16 protein-coding genes are annotated in these 14,873 nt (G+C 61.8%); 7 read left to right on the top strand and 9 right to left on the bottom strand.

Features of this window, described 5'->3' with window-relative positions:
• Positions 1-574: 574 nt before the first annotated feature.
• Positions 575-994, top strand: a complete 420-nt coding sequence (locus H8S02_RS04245; RefSeq protein WP_186969450.1) for an acyl-CoA thioesterase — start codon at positions 575-577, stop codon at positions 992-994.
• A gap of 68 nt (positions 995-1,062) precedes the next feature.
• Here the strand turns inward: H8S02_RS04245 and H8S02_RS04240 are convergent, their stop codons facing one another.
• The 5 genes from H8S02_RS04240 to rpsT all read right to left on the bottom strand — a co-directional run bounded on the left by H8S02_RS04240 (position 1,063) and on the right by rpsT (position 3,968).
• A complete protein-coding gene (locus H8S02_RS04240; protein ID WP_186969449.1) occupies positions 1,063-2,172 on the bottom strand; it encodes an S-layer homology domain-containing protein in 1,110 nt (369 codons plus the stop codon).
• A 221-nt stretch (positions 2,173-2,393) separates the two neighbouring features.
• Positions 2,394-3,044, bottom strand: a complete 651-nt coding sequence (locus tag H8S02_RS04235; protein WP_186969448.1) for an SdpI family protein — start codon at positions 3,042-3,044, stop codon at positions 2,394-2,396.
• Entirely contained in the window at positions 3,028-3,312 is a 285-nt protein-coding gene (locus tag H8S02_RS04230) for an autorepressor SdpR family transcription factor (protein WP_186969447.1), read from the bottom strand. The genes H8S02_RS04235 and H8S02_RS04230 overlap by 17 nt, the downstream gene beginning before the upstream one ends.
• Positions 3,312-3,545 carry a hypothetical protein gene (locus H8S02_RS04225; RefSeq protein WP_186969446.1) on the bottom strand — a complete coding sequence of 78 codons (234 nt, stop codon included), beginning with the start codon at positions 3,543-3,545 and terminating at the stop codon, positions 3,312-3,314. Before H8S02_RS04225 ends, H8S02_RS04230 begins: the two co-directional genes overlap by 1 nt.
• Positions 3,546-3,704: 159 nt before the next feature.
• Entirely contained in the window at positions 3,705-3,968 is a 264-nt protein-coding gene (rpsT, locus tag H8S02_RS04220; protein WP_118685930.1) for a 30S ribosomal protein S20, read from the bottom strand.
• Positions 3,969-4,107: 139 nt separating this feature from the next.
• Here rpsT and gpr point away from each other — a divergent pair, with 139 nt between their 5' ends.
• The 6 genes from gpr (at position 4,108) to H8S02_RS04190 (ending at position 9,659) form a co-directional block, all read left to right on the top strand.
• Positions 4,108-4,992: a GPR endopeptidase gene (gene gpr / locus H8S02_RS04215; protein WP_186969445.1), complete on the top strand. Its 885-nt coding sequence runs from the start codon at positions 4,108-4,110 to the stop codon at positions 4,990-4,992.
• Between the two features lie 59 nt (positions 4,993-5,051).
• Positions 5,052-6,110: a stage II sporulation protein P gene (gene spoIIP, locus H8S02_RS04210; RefSeq protein WP_186969444.1), complete on the top strand. Its 1,059-nt coding sequence runs from the start codon at positions 5,052-5,054 to the stop codon at positions 6,108-6,110.
• Between the two features lie 279 nt (positions 6,111-6,389).
• Positions 6,390-7,838: a spore germination protein gene (locus H8S02_RS04205; protein WP_207722059.1), complete on the top strand. Its 1,449-nt coding sequence runs from the start codon at positions 6,390-6,392 to the stop codon at positions 7,836-7,838.
• A complete protein-coding gene (locus tag H8S02_RS04200; RefSeq protein WP_186969442.1) occupies positions 7,835-8,464 on the top strand; it encodes a Ger(x)C family spore germination protein in 630 nt (209 codons plus the stop codon). Before H8S02_RS04205 ends, H8S02_RS04200 begins: the two co-directional genes overlap by 4 nt.
• Positions 8,457-9,263, top strand: a complete 807-nt coding sequence (locus H8S02_RS04195) for a hypothetical protein (RefSeq protein ID WP_186969441.1) — start codon at positions 8,457-8,459, stop codon at positions 9,261-9,263. The genes H8S02_RS04200 and H8S02_RS04195 overlap by 8 nt, the downstream gene beginning before the upstream one ends.
• A gap of 60 nt (positions 9,264-9,323) precedes the next feature.
• Entirely contained in the window at positions 9,324-9,659 is a 336-nt protein-coding gene (locus H8S02_RS04190) for an arsenate reductase family protein (protein ID WP_186969440.1), read from the top strand.
• 412 nt (positions 9,660-10,071) lie between these two features.
• Here H8S02_RS04190 and dnaJ read toward each other — a convergent pair whose 3' ends face one another.
• From dnaJ to hrcA, 4 genes are all read right to left on the bottom strand, one after another.
• Positions 10,072-11,223, bottom strand: coding sequence for a molecular chaperone DnaJ (dnaJ, locus tag H8S02_RS04185; RefSeq protein WP_186969439.1), 1,152 nt, complete (start codon positions 11,221-11,223; stop codon positions 10,072-10,074).
• Positions 11,224-11,329: 106 nt separating this feature from the next.
• Entirely contained in the window at positions 11,330-13,177 is a 1,848-nt protein-coding gene (gene dnaK / locus H8S02_RS04180) for a molecular chaperone DnaK (RefSeq protein WP_186969438.1), read from the bottom strand.
• 48 nt (positions 13,178-13,225) lie between these two features.
• On the bottom strand, positions 13,226-13,762 hold the full coding sequence (gene grpE / locus H8S02_RS04175) for a nucleotide exchange factor GrpE (protein WP_186969437.1): 537 nt from the start codon (positions 13,760-13,762) through the stop codon (positions 13,226-13,228).
• Positions 13,763-13,777: 15 nt separating this feature from the next.
• Positions 13,778-14,827: a heat-inducible transcriptional repressor HrcA gene (gene hrcA / locus H8S02_RS04170; protein WP_186969436.1), complete on the bottom strand. Its 1,050-nt coding sequence runs from the start codon at positions 14,825-14,827 to the stop codon at positions 13,778-13,780.
• Positions 14,828-14,873 lie beyond the last annotated feature (46 nt).

Genomic DNA, 14,873 nt, shown 5'->3' with positions numbered 1-14,873 from the left:
ACCTTCCGCCGATACAGCGGCGCACCGCTGGAGGTGGGATTGGCCGTCCCCACGGTCGAGGGATGTCGGTGCCCACCGACAGGGGCAAAAGGGGACAGGACACCAAGTATGGTTTCCTGTCCCCTCTTGACTCCCCTTACCTTCCTTCGGACGCGACGCCCTTCGGTTGCGCGTCTAAAAACGAGGGGCCCACAGATGCGTTTGGTGCTCCAAGGATTCATTTTTGATGGAAGCAGAGCCAGTGCAGATGGCGCTCAGTAAATTCAGGGCAGCACAGCGTCCCATGAGCGAAACGACGCACGGAACCGAGCCCTCGTAACCCCCGTTTAGCCGCGAATGCTTCGCTGAGCGGCTTAAAGGAAAGTTTGGGGAGTTAAGAGGGGAAAGAAAACCTTGGTTGTCTTTCCCCTCTTGCCCCCGTCGCCGGGCGGCGACACTCCCAGCCGCCGAAGGCGGCCACTGTGCACGCTTACTTTAAGCGTCAAGTCGCCTCCACCGGCGCGCCGCTGGAGCGGCAGAAACTTCATCGTCTGCTGACGGTAAAGCAAATAATTCGAAGAATTGAGGTGTTTTCATGAACCCCTGTGAACACAAGGTCCAGTACTACGAGACCGACGGCATGGGTATCGTCCATCACTCGAACTACATCCGCTGGTTCGAGGAGGCCCGCGTCGATCTGCTCGAGCAGCTCGGCTTCGGCTACGACCGCATCGAGGCCGCAGGCTACAGCGGCCCCGTCCTCGAGGTCTCCTGCCAGTATAAGACCATGTCCAAATTCGGTGAAACGGTCAGCATTCAAGCCGCGATCACCCAGTACAACGGCGTGCGCATGACGCTGCACTACGACGTTTTCGACAAGGCGACCGGCGAGGTGCGCTGCACCGGCGACAGCCGCCACTGCTTCATCAATTCCGACGGCCATCCGGCGATCCTGCGCCGCTGCTGGCCGGAATTCGACGCCGCGCTCGCGTCCCACGTTACCGTCGAAAAATAAAGACAAACAAAAAACCGGCTCCGCCAGAGGTGTTTCCCCTCGGCAGAGCCGGTTTTCTCTATCTCTGTTTACTTGACATAATACACCGCGACGACCTCGCCGTCCCTTACGGACGGATAGCAGACGCGGTATTCCGAGCCGGTGCTGACCGGTTCAGCGATCTGATGGTACGGCTCGCCGGCGTCGATTGCTACGCAGTCCGCAGCGGCCGGATAATCGCCTGTGATGCCGTCATTTTCCGCATCGGTATCGAACGTAAACGTACCGTTTTTATATTCGGCCGTGCGGTCGATGGCATGCGCGCCGTCGATGGACACATACATCGTGCTGCCGTCCTGATGCAGGCCGGAATACTGCACGAGACCCTCATAGGTCACGGACGAGTCATAGTTCTCGATGACAACGTCGCTGTAGCTCTGTGCGCCGATGCACAGATTGACCGTGTCCTTGCGCTCGTGGTAGACCGCGCCGCCCGAGCCGCCGTTTTCGGTCAGATGCAGCGCACGATACAGCATGACCGCCATTTCCGCGCGCGTAACCGGCGCGTTCGGGTTGAGTTTGCCGTTCGTGCCGCCGATGACCTTGGCGCTCGTCAGCGCGCCGACAGCCTCCTGCGCATAGCTTTTGACCTCGGCCGCGTCGGAAAAGCCGGTGATCGCGCCGTCCCGCAGCGTCAGCTCCGTGCGGTCGATGGTGCGCTTGAGGAACACCATCGCGTCCTGACGGCTCATGGTCTGCTGCGGCAGAAAGCGGTTGTCCGCCGTGCCGGTCGCCACGCCGAGCGCACGCGCCGCCGCAACGGACTTTGCGTAATATTTGTCGGACGGGACGTCGCTGAAGTCCTGCTGCGCCGTCACAGCGCCGCTCTCGAGCGCGCTGCTCATGCCGTAGGCGCGGTCGAGCATAACGATGAAATCCGCGCGCGTGATCGCGTTCCTCGGATAAAACAGATGGTCGCCCCGGCCCTGAATGACGCCCGCGACCGCGAGCGTATCCACCTCGCGGAACGCCCACGAATAGCCGTCGTCTACGTCGTAAAAGTAAACCGAATGGTCCGGCAGATAGGCGTATGTCTCGGTCGTGACCGCAGTTTCCGCTGCTGCGCAAGCGGTGACTGTGCCCACCGTAACGGCAGCCGTGAGCAGCGCTGCCGCTGCCAGCTTACACGTTCTCTTCATAACTTTCTCCTTGCCTGGATGGGTTCAGGCAGCACCGCACGAGCAAAGCCGCGGCGGTATTGCCTTCTTCGTTTTCCGCATAGCCCCGGACAGTTCCGGTTCCCCACCTATGCAAACTTTCTGCAATATTATATCATATTGTTCCCCACCTGGCAAGTTAAATTACAGATAAACTTGTCGAACACAGGTCTGTGTATGGTTATTTTGCTCTGCTTTTCCTGTCATTTCCTGCTCTCTTCGCGGTAAAATCTCCAGCTCATGACAGTCGACAGGCCGCAGGCGAGCACGAGCGGCGCGAGCAGCAGCACGAACTTCGCCGTGTCCCCCGGCGCGAACGAACCGGCCGCGCCGATGAGGCCCGCCGCGAACAGCAGCCGCCCGGCGACGCGCTGCGTGCGCGTCCAGACCGTCTCGCTCGACAGCGCCCACGGCGTTTTGAAGCCGCAGTACCAGTTCATGCGGAAGCGCGGCATGACGTTGCCGAGGTAGACCATCAGCAGGCCGACGAGCAGGCATACCACGCCTGAAACATTGACCGTGCCCGGGCGCAGCGCTTCGGTGATGCAGATGCCGGTCATCGCCGCGAGGAACAGCAGCGTCACAAGCTGAATACCAAGATAGGCGTCGCCGAACTTATCGTAATTTTTGTTTTTCGGGTCGATCTTCGGCAGGAAGCAGAACATCGCCTCGAGCACCGGCGCCGTCGCCGCGATCACCCACAGCTGCGCCTTTGCGCCGTAATCGACCGCGCCGTCGAGATCCCAGTGCATCGGCACCTCAGCCGGCAGGCGGCGGTACACCGCCGCGATCATCACCAGCGGCAGCAGCGACAGCACCCACGCCGCCACCTGCTTTTTATTCGTTTTTTTCATCTCTGTCCTCTCCTCTCAATGTGGAAACCCACTCCAGTATCTCATCCACGACCGACATATTCAGCTCGTAGTAAATGTACTTGCCCTGCCGGTCGTCGAGCACAAGCCCGGCGTCGCGCAGGATCGCGAGATGGTGTGAGACCGTTGCGCCCGACAGGTCGAAATGCGCCGCGATGTCGCCCGCCGCCATCGGCTCACGCCGCAGCAGCGACAGGATCTCGCGCCGCACCGGGTCTCCGAGCGCCTTGAAGCTCTTCTGAAAGCCCATTATTCTCCCCTCTTTCGTGCGGTGAACCATGTTTTTCGTCCGCATGTCGGGCAGAACAGCCACCATTCGTTCCCGACATGCTGGCGGAGCAGCAGTCTGTTCCACGGCAGGCGCAGCTGCTTTCCGCAGAACTTGCACACCAGCTCGCGCTTCGACAGCGCCCGCGCCTGCCACACGATGAGCACTGCCGCCAGCAGCAGTCCCGCTGCGCAGATCGCAATGGTCGTTTTCATATGCTCCGTCCCCTTTCATTTAGACGTTTATCTAAATATAGAATACCACAGCATTTGTGAAAGTCAAGATATATTTTGATGTTTGTCTAAATGTTTTTCAGACATGAAAAAAGAGCCTGCATTGCAGACTCTTCTCGTTTCGCATTGTCGGAACAGGACTTATGCCATGCCGTTCAGCTTGGTGGTCATCTTGCTCTTCTTGTTGGATGCGTTGTTCTTATGCAGGAGGTGCTTGGCAGCCGCCTGATCGACAGCCTTGACGGCAGTCGTATAAGCAACAGTCGCTTCCGCCTTATCGCCGGCAGCAATAGCTGCGTCGAACTTCTTCAGGGTGGTCTTGAGCTCGCTCTTAGCCATCTGGTTGTTCAGCGCCTTGACTGCGTTAACCTTGACACGCTTCTTAGCAGACTTGATGTTGGGCATTCCGAAAACACCTCCTTTGTTTTACTATTTGTCAGTGTTTCTATTTTAACATCAAACCTCAAAAATTGCAAGCATTTTTTTCGAGAAAAATACATATTTTTTTCATCCCGCCGCATACTCCCCGGAAAGGAGTGATTTTATGGCATACCGGACCGATCTTGCGGTCGAGCTGCTGGAAAATCTGCGCGGCAGGGACGAGCTTTCCGGCGTCAGCGAGCGCGAATATGAGCGCGAGGGTCTGCACATCCACGAGGCCGAGGTCACGACCGAACGGGCCGCGCGGCTGCTCGGAAAGCCCTGCGGCCGCTATCTTACCCTGTCGCTCGAGGCGCTTTCGCGGCGCGAGGAAGAGGCGTTTCCGCGCAGCGTGCGCGTGCTCGCCGCACTCATCGAAACGCTGCTGCCGCCGCTGGACAGCGCCGCCCCCGTGCTCATCGCAGGACTCGGCAGCCGCTCGATCACGCCGGACGCGGTCGGCCCGCGCTCGGCCGACCATGTGATCGCGACGCGGCACCTCATCTCCCGCTCGCCCGAATTTTTCGCATCCTGGCGTCCGGTGAGCGTACTCGCGCCGGGCGTGCTCGGTCAGACGGGCGTCGAGACCGGCGAGATCGTCAGGGGCGTGCTCGACCATGTGCGTCCCCGCGCGGTCATCGCCATCGACGCGCTCGCGGCCGGCCGCCTCAGCCGCCTTGTGCGCACCGTGCAGCTTGCCGACACCGGCATCGTCCCCGGCTCGGGCGTAAACAACGCGCGCGCCGCGCTCGACAGACAGACGCTCGGCGTTCCGGTGGTGTCCATCGGCGTGCCCACGGTCGCGGACGGCGGCTCGCTCGCCCATGAGATCGCGCAGCAGCTCGACGGCGCACAGTGCGAGGCGCTCGATGACCTGTCTCAGCCGTTCATCATCACCACGCGCGACATCGACCGCGAGGTCGCGGATACCGCCCGGCTCATCGGCTACGCGGTCAACATGGCCCTCCAGCATATTTCTGTCGAGGAGATCGACCTGTATCTCAGCTGACATACCGCCGCTCCGCGCCGCATAGGATTGACCAAACGGATTTCGGGAGGGCGGACAGGATGAAGCGACGCAGACGGAACAGGAGCCGGGCAGGCGTGCGGCCTGCGGCATGGTGCGCGCTCGCGGCGGCAGGCGTGCTGCTTGCGGCGGCGCAGCTGGGCGGCGAGGCCGGAGCGCAGGCGGCGCTCTCGAAGCTCGCCCGCAGTCCCGGCTTTCTCTCCTGCGTCACCGCGCTCGAATTCGGCGTGCGCGCGGACGCGGCCGAGGTCTATGTGCCGCGCGCAGCTGCTGCCGCACGGGACGAAGACGCCGCCGAGCCGCAGAGCGAGAGCGTTTATGTGCCCTCCGCTCCCGAGGATGCCGCGCCTGTGCTCTCCGCGCCGGACAAGGCCGCGACCCTCACCATCAACAACGATACCGACTATGATGTAGACGTTGCCGCCTGTCTCGCCTCGGACACGCACATCCGCGCCGAGGGCGACGGGCCGCAGGTGCTCGTGTTCCACACCCACGCGAGCGAGAGCTATACCCCTGACGCGGCCTTCCCCTATACGCCGACCGAGACCGAGCGCACGACCGACACGCGGTATAATGTAGTGCGCGTGGGCGACGAGCTGTGCACCGCGCTCGAAAAGCGCGGCATTGAGACGCTGCACATTCGCTCGCTGTTCGATACGCCGACCTATGCCGGTTCCTACGACCGCTCGCTCGCGGCGGTCGAGCAGGCGCTCGAGGAAAATCCGTCTGTCAAGGTGGTCATCGACCTGCACCGCGACTCCATCCTGACCGACGAGGGCGAGGCCTACAAGACCTCCTGCACGGTAGACGGCGCGGAGACCGCGCAGCTGATGTTCGTCGTCGGCACGGACGCCGGAGGGCTGTATCATCCGGACTGGCGCGACAATCTGAACTTCGTCTCCACCCTCCAGTACGCGCTCAACCGCGCGTATCCGTCACTCATGCGGCCGGTCAACCTGCGCACACAGCGCTTCGACCAGCACGCAAGCCCCGGCTCGCTGCTCGTCGAGGTCGGCTCGTCCGGCAACACGCTGCCCGAGGCGCTCTCCGCCGTGCGCCTGTTCGCGGATGTGCTCGCGGATGAGATGACAGGGATGTAAACCACGAATAATCTGCTGCCGCCCCGGAAAGACTGTTTCCGGGGTGATACTGTCGCGAAACTTACAGTTTCGCCGACAATATGTGTTTTGACTTTGCAAAACACGAGTCGTCCGAAAGTTCCTGTACAGAAACTTTCTCCCTCCCAAAGACAAAAATCCGAGATACATGCTCCCGGATTTTTGAAATTTGCTTCGCAAATTCTATTCAATGTGCGCTGTCGCGCATCTGCTGTCATTCCCACGCTGAATACATATCTTATCAACCCGTGGGGTGACTTTATGCAGAAAATCACATTTACAGAAAATCTTGCGCACAACATCGCGCTCATGCAATCGATATTCGAAGGCGACGACACGTTCATCGTGCGCGAGGCGACGGGCCGGAACGGCCTGCACTGCGCGATGTTCTTCTTTGACGGCATGGTGGACTCGTTCACCATCAACGAAAGTCTGGTGCGGCCCGTCCTGCTGTCCGACAGGCGCCGCGCCTCGGCGGACGAGCTTGCCGGACGCATTCTGCAGGCGGATGACTGCCGCGTCGAGACCGACATGGACAAGGCGCTCGCCGCCTTTCTGTACGGCGACACGCTCGTGCTGACCGAAGGCGACGCGCGTCCTCTGGTCGTCAACACAAAGGGCTTCGCCCGGCGTTCGCCCGAGGAGCCGGAGAACGAGCGCGTGCTGTCCGGTCCGCGCGAGGGCTTTACCGAATGCTTCATGCCAAACCTTGCGCTCATCCGCCGCCGCGTGCGCGATACACGGCTCAAATTCAATTTCCTGCGCGTCGGCGGCCGCACGAACACCGCGGTCTGCCTGTGCTATATCGACGGACTGTGTCCCGCCCCGCTTGTCGACGAGATGCGGACAAGGCTCAGCGTCCTCGAACTCGACAGCGTGCTCGACGCGAATTATATCGCGGAATGCCTGTGCGACCACCGATTTTCGCCCTTCCCCACCCTCGGCACGACCGAGCGGCCGGATGTCGCGGCCTCGCGGCTGCTCGAGGGACGGTGCGCACTCGTCGTGGACGGCAGTCCGGTCGTGCTGACCGCGCCGCACCTGCTTCAGGAATGCTTTCAGTCGAACGACGACTACTATATCAGCTTTCTTCGGACCAACGTATCGCGCGTGCTGCGCACGCTCGGCTTTCTCTGCTCGGTGACGATACCGGCGGTGTACACCGCTCTGCTGCTCTATCACCGTGAGCTCGTCCCGGCGCGGCTGCTGTTCGCCGTCACGGCGGCGCAGAGAGGGGTTCCCCTGCCGGTCGGGTGGGAGGTGCTGCTGCTGCTCATCGTGCTCGAGGTACTGCGTGAGGCCGGTGCACGCACGCCCGGCGCGATGGGGCAGACCATGAGCATCGTCGGCGGTCTTGTGCTCGGGCAGGCGGCGGTCTCAGCGCGTTTTTCCGCCGCCCCCACGGTCATCGTTGTGGCGGTAGCCGGTGTGACCGGACTGATGGCGCCACGCCTTCAGACCGCCGCGCTCTGGCTGCGGTTCGCCCTGCTCGGGGCGGCCGCCGCAGGCGGTCTGTACGGCGTGGGACTGGCGCTCTCGCTCACGCTCGTCCTGCTGTGCCGCATGAGCTCGTGCGGCGTACCTTACCTCATCAACCTCGTGCCGCGCGTCGAGACCGATTCCGAGGATGCCTGGCTGCGCGTGCCGTGGTACCTCATGAAATACGACCGTTTTTCCTTTTTCCGTACTGCTGGGAGGAAGAGACCATGAAAAAGCTGCTGCTTCTTCTCCCTCTCGCGCTGCTGTGCGGCTGCGCGCGCGAACCCTCTCCGGTCTCCGCTCTCGCGCTCGACCGCGCCGGGAACGGCTGTCGCCTCACCGCAGAGCTCGTCCGGCAGGACACGCCCGAGGACGCCGCCGTTCCCTCCTGTCTCGCCGCGCAGGGCGACAGCTTCACCGACGCGCTGCACGCGCTCGAGGGACTGCTCCCGGGCGAACTGTACCTGTCGCACGCACAGGTGCTCCTGCTGAGCGAGCAGGCCGCCGAGGACGATCTAACGCCGCTCGCGGAATATCTGTGCCGGGATAACGACATTCGGCTCAATCTCCGGTGCGCCGTCGTGCGCGGCGGCGCGGCGTCCGACCTGCTCGAAAACGACGAGGAGATCTACGCGCTGAGCGACCTGCTCGACCGCGCCGCCGAGACCGGCACGCTGCCCGATATGCCGCTGTACCGCGTTACCGAGGCGCTCGAGACCGACGGCACGGCCATCCTGCCCTCGCTCTCGCTCGACCGCTTCGGACAGACCGCCCCGTCCGGGACGGCCGTGTTCACGGAAGGAAAACTGAGCTGCTTTCTCGACGGCGGCATGATCGGAGGCGAGCGCTTTGCCTGACAGACTGTTCCCCCGATGGTGCGGCGCGCTGTTCGCGCTCCTGCCGCTCAGTGAGATCCTCTACCTCCCGGCGGACGCGCAGTCGCTCTACGCCGCAGCGGCGGCCTGTGCGGCGGCCGGACTGCTCGCCGCCGGAGCGGCACGCCTCTCGGGCGCTGTCGCGGCGCGGCCGGGCGTGCAGCTCCTGCTCGCGCTCGCAGCGCTCTTTCCGCTCGTGTGCTCGCTCTCGCGCATGAGCAGCTTTCTCCGCGCGACCGTGTTTACGCGCGTGCCGCTGTGGGTGCTCTGTCTCGCGCTGACGCTCTGCGCCCTTGCGCACGCGCTGAGCGGACTGAACGTCTGCGCGATGTGGGCGCTGCCTGCGGTGTTTCTGGCAGGGGCGGTCGCGGTGCTGTCCGGCGTGCTGACCGCAGGTGAGCTGCGGCTCTCGCGTCTTGCCGCACCGACAGCGGCGCTCCTGCCGCAGTTCTGGTCGCTGCTGCGCCTGCTGCTGCCGGGCACGCTCATCCTTGCGCTCTCGCTGCGCGACAGCAGTCTTGCCGGGGCGGCCTCGCGCGGACTCACGGCAGGCGGTGCGCTGCTTGCGCTGCTGTCGCTCCGCACGGTTCTGCTGCTCGGCCCTCACACCGCCGCCCTGCTTCCCTATCCGAACTTCTCTGCTGCCGGGCTTGCCGCGATCGGGGATTTTGCACGCCACGGCGAGGTATTTTTCGCGGTGCCGCTCATTCTGTGCGAGACCGGGCGCTGCGCCGCGCTCATGAGCGTGATCCTGCACGTGCTGCCGAAGCGGCGCAGCTGAGGCTTGTTTTCCCTTTCCCGTTCTGCTATACTTTATTCAGCAGAGCAAAGGAGAACGAGCATGAACATTCAGATTTTCGGCAAAAACAAGTGTTTCGACACCAAAAAGGCACAGCGCTGGTTCAAGGAGCGCGGCATCAAATTCCAGATGATCGACCTTGCGCAGAAGGGCATGAGCAAGGGCGAGCTTGACAGCGTAGTGCGGGCAGTCGGCGGTCTTGACGCGCTCATCGACGAGAAGAGCCGCGGCTATGCGTCGCTCGCATACCTCGCCTACGACGAGGACAGGAAGGAAAAGCTGCTCGAGGACGGCACGCTGATGAAAACGCCGGTCGTGCGGAACGGCAGACAGGCGACGGTCGGGTACTGTCCGGAGGTCTGGGAGAAGTGGGAATGAGTTCCCGCTTCTTTTTCTTCTTTACCCTCTGCTGAGGGTAGACCTTCCGCCGTCTGGCGGCGGAGACAAAAGGGGGATAAGACACCAATATGGTTTCTTATCCCCCTCTTGACTCCCCCTAATCTTCCTTTGCGCCGACACATCGGAGATGTGCGGCGAAACGGGGGTACGGGGGCTCGGTTCCGGGCGTCGTTTCGCTCATGGGTGGCTGTAATGCCCTGAGGTTCGCTTGCGTAAAGCGCCGCGCATGACAGTGCGCGGCCAGTCGGTGCAGGGCGTTTGCGTCCTGCTGCGGGCGGGCGTGGGGCAGGTGCGGCGCTGCGGATAGAACATATGCTATGAAACACGGCAGGATAAAAACGCAAAAAGAGAGTGCGGACTTTTTCGTCTGCACTCTCTTTTGCTTTGTTCTTTATTTATCCTTCAGGGCGTCCTTGACCTTATCCCAGAAGCTCTTGCGCTTGATCTGGTTTTCGTCGGTCGAGGTCTCCTCGAACTCACGCAGCAGCTTTTTCTGCTTGTCGGTGAGGTTCTTCGGGACTTCGATATTGACGCGGACATACTGATCGCCGCGGCCGCGGCCGTTGACGTTCTGGATGCCCTTGCCGCGCATGCGGAACATCGTGCCGGTCTGGGTTCCCTCCGGGACCTTGTACTCGACACGGCCGTCGATGGTCGGCACCTGAAGCGTATCGCCGAGCGCCGCCTGCGCGAACGAGATCGGGATTTCAACATAGACATCCGAGCCGTCACGGGTGAAGATCGGATGCGGACGGATCGCGACCGTTACATACAGATCGCCTGCCGGGCCGCCGTTTGCGCCGGCATTGCCCTGACCGCGCTGCTGAATGGACTGGCCGTCGTCGATGCCGGCCGGGATATTGACCTTGAACTTGCGCGTCTTGCGCACGCGGCCCTGACCGCCGCACTTCGGACACGGCTTCTTGATGATCTTGCCGGTGCCGCGGCAGTTCGGGCAGGCGCCCTGCGTCTGGAACATGCCGAGCGGCGTGCGCTGGGTCTGGGTCACGACGCCGGTGCCGCGGCAGTTCGGGCAGGTCTCCGCCGTCGTGCCCTTGGCTGCGCCGGTGCCGCCGCAGTCGCCACAGGTCTCGATGCGCTCGACCGTGATCTCCTTTTCGCAGCCGAAGGCCGCCTCCTCGAAGGACAGGACAACGGTCTGGCGGATGGACTCGCCGCGCTGCGGTGCGTTGCGGCGCTGCGAACGGCCGCCGCCGAAGCCGCCGCCGAAGAACGAGCCGAACAGGTCGCCGAGGTCGCCCATGTCGAAGCCGCCGCCGAAGCCGCCTGCGCCTGCACCGCCGCCGTAGCTCGGGTCGACGCCTGCAAAGCCGAACTGGTCATACTTTGCGCGCTTGTCCTTGTCGGACAGCACCTCATACGCCTCGTTGACCTCCTTGAACTTGTCGGCCGCCTCGGGATTATCCTTGTTGAGGTCGGGGTGGTACTTGCGCGCGAGCTTGCGGTACGCCTTTTTCAGCTCGTCCTCGCCCGCGCCCTTCTGCACGCCGAGCACCTCGTAATAGTCTCTTTTGTCTGCCATAAAAATATCACCTGTACACGCGGACAGGCGCACCGAAGCGCGCCTCTCCCATCGGCTTTCAGCAGCAGGGAGCGTTCCCCGCGCTGCTGATGCCTCATTCTATGAATTATTTCTTGTCGTCGTCCTTGACTTCGGTGAAGTCAGCGTCTACGAAGTCGCCCTGCGGGCCGCTCTGTGCGCCTGCGCCCGGCTGGCCGCCCATGTTCGGGTCGCCCTGCGGCGCCTGCTGCTGATAGATCTTGCCGGCCAGATCGGAGAACTTCTTGGACAGGCCTTCGGTTGCTGCCTTGATCATGTCGGAATCGGTGCCCTTGAGTGCTTCCTTGACCTTTTCGATCTCAGCCTGAACGCCTGCCTTCTCGTCTGCGGACAGCTTGTCGCCGAGGTCGGTCAGTGCCTTCTCGGACTGGAACACGAGCTGCTCTGCGCTGTTGCGCACTTCGACAGCTTCCTTGTTCTTCTTATCCTGCTCCGCATACTGCTCAGCCTCGTGCATTGCCTTGTCGATCTCATCCTGGCTGAGGTTGGTGGAAGCGGTGATGGTGATCTTCTGCTCCTTGCCGGTGCCGAGGTCCTTTGCGGATACGTTTACGATGCCGTTCGCGTCGATGTCGAAGGTAACCTCGATCTGCGGGATGCCGCGCGGAGCCGGAGCGATGCCGTCGAGGGTGAAGCGGCCGAGGGTCTTGTTGCCTGCTGCCATCTCACGCTCGCCCTGAAGGACATGGATCTCAACAGACGGCTGGTTGTCGGCCGCGGTGGAGAATACCTGGCTCTTCTTGGTCGGGATGGTGGTGTTGCGGTCGATCAGCTTGGTGCATACGCCGCCGAGGGTCTCGATGCCGAGGGACAGCGGGGTTACGTCGAGCAGCAGAACGTCCTTGACCTCGCCGCCGAGAACGCCGCCCTGAATGGATGCGCCGATCGCAACGCACTCGTCCGGGTTGATGCCCTTGAAGCCGTCCTTGCCGGTGATGCCCTTGACTGCTTCCTGAACAGCCGGGATACGGGAGGAGCCGCCGACAAGCAGAACCTTGGACAGGTCGGAAGCGGACAGGCCTGCATCGCTCATTGCCTGACGAACCGGGCCCATGGTGCGCTCAACGAGGTCTGCGGTCAGCTCGTTGAACTTAGCGCGGGTCAGCGTCAGCTCGAGGTGCTTCGGGCCGGTAGCGTCTGCGGTGATATACGGCTGGTTGATGGAGGTCTGGCTCATGCCGGACAGCTCGATCTTTGCCTTCTCAGCAGCTTCCTTCAGGCGCTGCATAGCCATGCGGTCGCCGGACAGGTCGATGCCGTTGGACTTCTTGAACTCGGAAACCATCCAGTCGATGATGCGCTGGTCGAAGTCATCGCCGCCGAGGTGGGTATCGCCTGCGGTGGACAGAACCTCGAGAACGCCCTCGCCGATGTCGAGGATGGAGACATCGAACGTGCCGCCGCCGAGGTCGTAAACCATGATCTTCTGCTCGGCTTCCTTGTCTACGCCGTAAGCCAGCGCAGCAGCGGTCGGCTCGTTGATGATACGCAGAACTTCCAGACCTGCGATCTTGCCGGCGTCCTTGGTCGCCTGACGCTGCGAGTCGGAGAAGTAAGCCGGAACAGTGATGACAGCCTGCGTTACCGGCTGGCCGAGATACGCCTCCGCATCAGCCTTCAGCTTCTGAAGGATCATCGCGGAGATCTCCTGCGGAGAATACGGCTTGCCGTCGATGTTTACGCGGTAGTCGGTGCCCATGTGGCGCTTGATGGAAATAATGGTGCGGTCTGCGTTGGTAACAGCCTGGCGCTTTGCGACCTGACCGACCATGCGCTCGCCGTCCTTGGAAAATGCTACAACAGACGGGGTGGTACGTGCGCCTTCTGCGTTAGGGATAACGACGGACTCGCCGCCCTCCATAACCGCTACACAAGAGTTCGTCGTACCGAGGTCAATACCAATGATCTTACCCATGATAAATACACTCCTTAAAAGTTAGGATTTAGTTTGCTTTGTTAACAATTAGTTGGCTACTTTCACCATCGCGTGGCGGATGACCTTGTCGCCGATCTGGAAGCCCTGCTGGAAGGTTTCCGCGATGACGTTTTCGCCGAGCGACTCGTCCTCCACGTGCATCACTGCGTTATGGAAATTCGGGTCGAAGGCGGTTCCTGCCGCCGCGTCGATGATGGCGACATTGATGCCCTTGAGGCTCTCAACGAGCTGCGTCATGGTCATCTCGACGCCCTTTTTATACTCAGTGTCCGCGGTCTCTGCCTTAAGCGCGCGCTCAAGGTTGTCATACGTCGGCAGAAGAGCGGTGACTGCGCGGCTTACCGCGTCGGTGTACGCCTGCTCGCGCTCACGCTGGCTGCGCTTGCGGAAGTTGTCATATTCTGCCGCCATGCGGAGATAGCGGTCGTTGAGGTCGTTGTACTTCGCCTCCCAGTCGGCCGCAGGCGTCTTTGCCTCCGCCGGCTGTTCGGTCTTTTCCTCCGAAGCCTGCTTTGCCTCGGTCTGTTCGGTCTCAGCCTGTTCCGGCTGCTTCTTCTTACTCATTTCTGGATGCCTCCGTCAGTGTTTTGCGTCTTTATCGTCTAAAAACGTTTCGGCGATCAGCCTGTTCAGCCCCTTCGCGAAGCGGCTGAGCTGGGCGGACAGCTTTGCATAGTCCATGCGCGTCGGGCCTACGATGCCGATCGCACCCTGTCCGATCTTGCCGATGTCATATTTTGCGTAAATCGCTGAGGTCTCACTCAGCGGATTTTCACCGTTTTCCGGACCGATGAAAAACTGGATGCCGTCGATCTTTCTGGTCGCCGGCAGCAGATGCCTGCTGTCGTCCTCCATATAATCGAGCAGCGTCTGCGCCTTTTTCGTATCGCGGTATTCCGGAAAGCGCAGCAGCTTGCTTGTGCCGTCAAGGTAGACCTTCTGGTCGCTCAGCTCCGCGATCAGCTCGGCGATGTATTCGGCCACCGGCGCGAGCAGCGCGGTCAGGCCTGCGGCCCGGCGCACGATGTCGAAGCGTTCGGCCGTGATGTTCGAGAGCGGCAGACCGGTGAGGGTCTGGTTGAGCACATAGGTCAGAAGCTCCGCCTCGTCCTTGGTGACCTCCGAGACCGTCCGGACCATTTTGTTCTTGACGGTGCCCGAGTCGGTCACAACGACAATGACAAAATTCATTTTGTCCACCGCGATGATCTCGAACTGGCGGATCGAGATCTGCGCGAGCGCGGGGGTGATCGCGACCGATGCGTAATTGGTCAGCGAGGTGAGCAGCTTGCCTGCCTCCTGCACCAGATGGTCGAGCTCACGCACCTTTGCGAGTACGGTCTGCTGAAGAGCCGCACCGTCGTCGTCTGCTGTCTCGCCCGGCTTTTCCATCAGCTCGTCGACGTACAGGCGGTAGCCCTGCGGCGAGGGGATGCGTCCGGCCGAGGTGTGCGGCTTTTCGAGATATCCCATCTCCTCGAGCTCACTCATCTCGTTGCGGATGGTGGCGGACGAAAACGGCAGCTCGTGCCCTTCGGTGAGCGCCTTGGAGCCGACCGGTTCTGCCGTTCGGATGTAGTCTCCGATGATGGCCTTTAGTATCTGCTTTTTTCTTGCTGACAGCTCCACCGATGCGGACTCCTTTCGTATCTGTTTTTCTTTTAGCACTCCATCT

The sequence above is a fragment of the Agathobaculum hominis genome (assembly GCF_014288055.1).
Classification (GTDB): Bacteria; Bacillota; Clostridia; order Oscillospirales; family Butyricicoccaceae; genus Agathobaculum; species Agathobaculum hominis.
Note: the sequence above shows the minus strand (reverse complement) of the source record. Positions and strands in the feature narration are given on the sequence as shown.

What these genes read in the sequence shown, in the direction of transcription:
- H8S02_RS04245 (WP_186969450.1), top strand. Translation starts at nt 575, where the DNA reads ATGAACCCCTGTGAACACAAGGTCCAGTACTACGAGACCGACGGCATG.
- grpE (WP_186969437.1), bottom strand. Translation starts at nt 13,762, where the DNA reads ATGAGTAAGAAGAAGCAGCCGGAACAGGCTGAGACCGAACAGACCGAG.
- H8S02_RS04200 (WP_186969442.1), top strand. Translation starts at nt 7,835, where the DNA reads ATGAAAAAGCTGCTGCTTCTTCTCCCTCTCGCGCTGCTGTGCGGCTGC.
- dnaK (WP_186969438.1), bottom strand. Translation starts at nt 13,177, where the DNA reads ATGGGTAAGATCATTGGTATTGACCTCGGTACGACGAACTCTTGTGTA.
- gpr (WP_186969445.1), top strand. Translation starts at nt 4,108, where the DNA reads ATGGCATACCGGACCGATCTTGCGGTCGAGCTGCTGGAAAATCTGCGC.
- dnaJ (WP_186969439.1), bottom strand. Translation starts at nt 11,223, where the DNA reads ATGGCAGACAAAAGAGACTATTACGAGGTGCTCGGCGTGCAGAAGGGC.
- H8S02_RS04230 (WP_186969447.1), bottom strand. Translation starts at nt 3,312, where the DNA reads ATGGGCTTTCAGAAGAGCTTCAAGGCGCTCGGAGACCCGGTGCGGCGC.
- H8S02_RS04235 (WP_186969448.1), bottom strand. Translation starts at nt 3,044, where the DNA reads ATGAAAAAAACGAATAAAAAGCAGGTGGCGGCGTGGGTGCTGTCGCTG.
- spoIIP (WP_186969444.1), top strand. Translation starts at nt 5,052, where the DNA reads ATGAAGCGACGCAGACGGAACAGGAGCCGGGCAGGCGTGCGGCCTGCG.
- H8S02_RS04225 (WP_186969446.1), bottom strand. Translation starts at nt 3,545, where the DNA reads ATGAAAACGACCATTGCGATCTGCGCAGCGGGACTGCTGCTGGCGGCA.
- rpsT (WP_118685930.1), bottom strand. Translation starts at nt 3,968, where the DNA reads ATGCCCAACATCAAGTCTGCTAAGAAGCGTGTCAAGGTTAACGCAGTC.
- H8S02_RS04190 (WP_186969440.1), top strand. Translation starts at nt 9,324, where the DNA reads ATGAACATTCAGATTTTCGGCAAAAACAAGTGTTTCGACACCAAAAAG.
- H8S02_RS04205 (WP_207722059.1), top strand. Translation starts at nt 6,390, where the DNA reads ATGCAGAAAATCACATTTACAGAAAATCTTGCGCACAACATCGCGCTC.
- H8S02_RS04240 (WP_186969449.1), bottom strand. Translation starts at nt 2,172, where the DNA reads ATGAAGAGAACGTGTAAGCTGGCAGCGGCAGCGCTGCTCACGGCTGCC.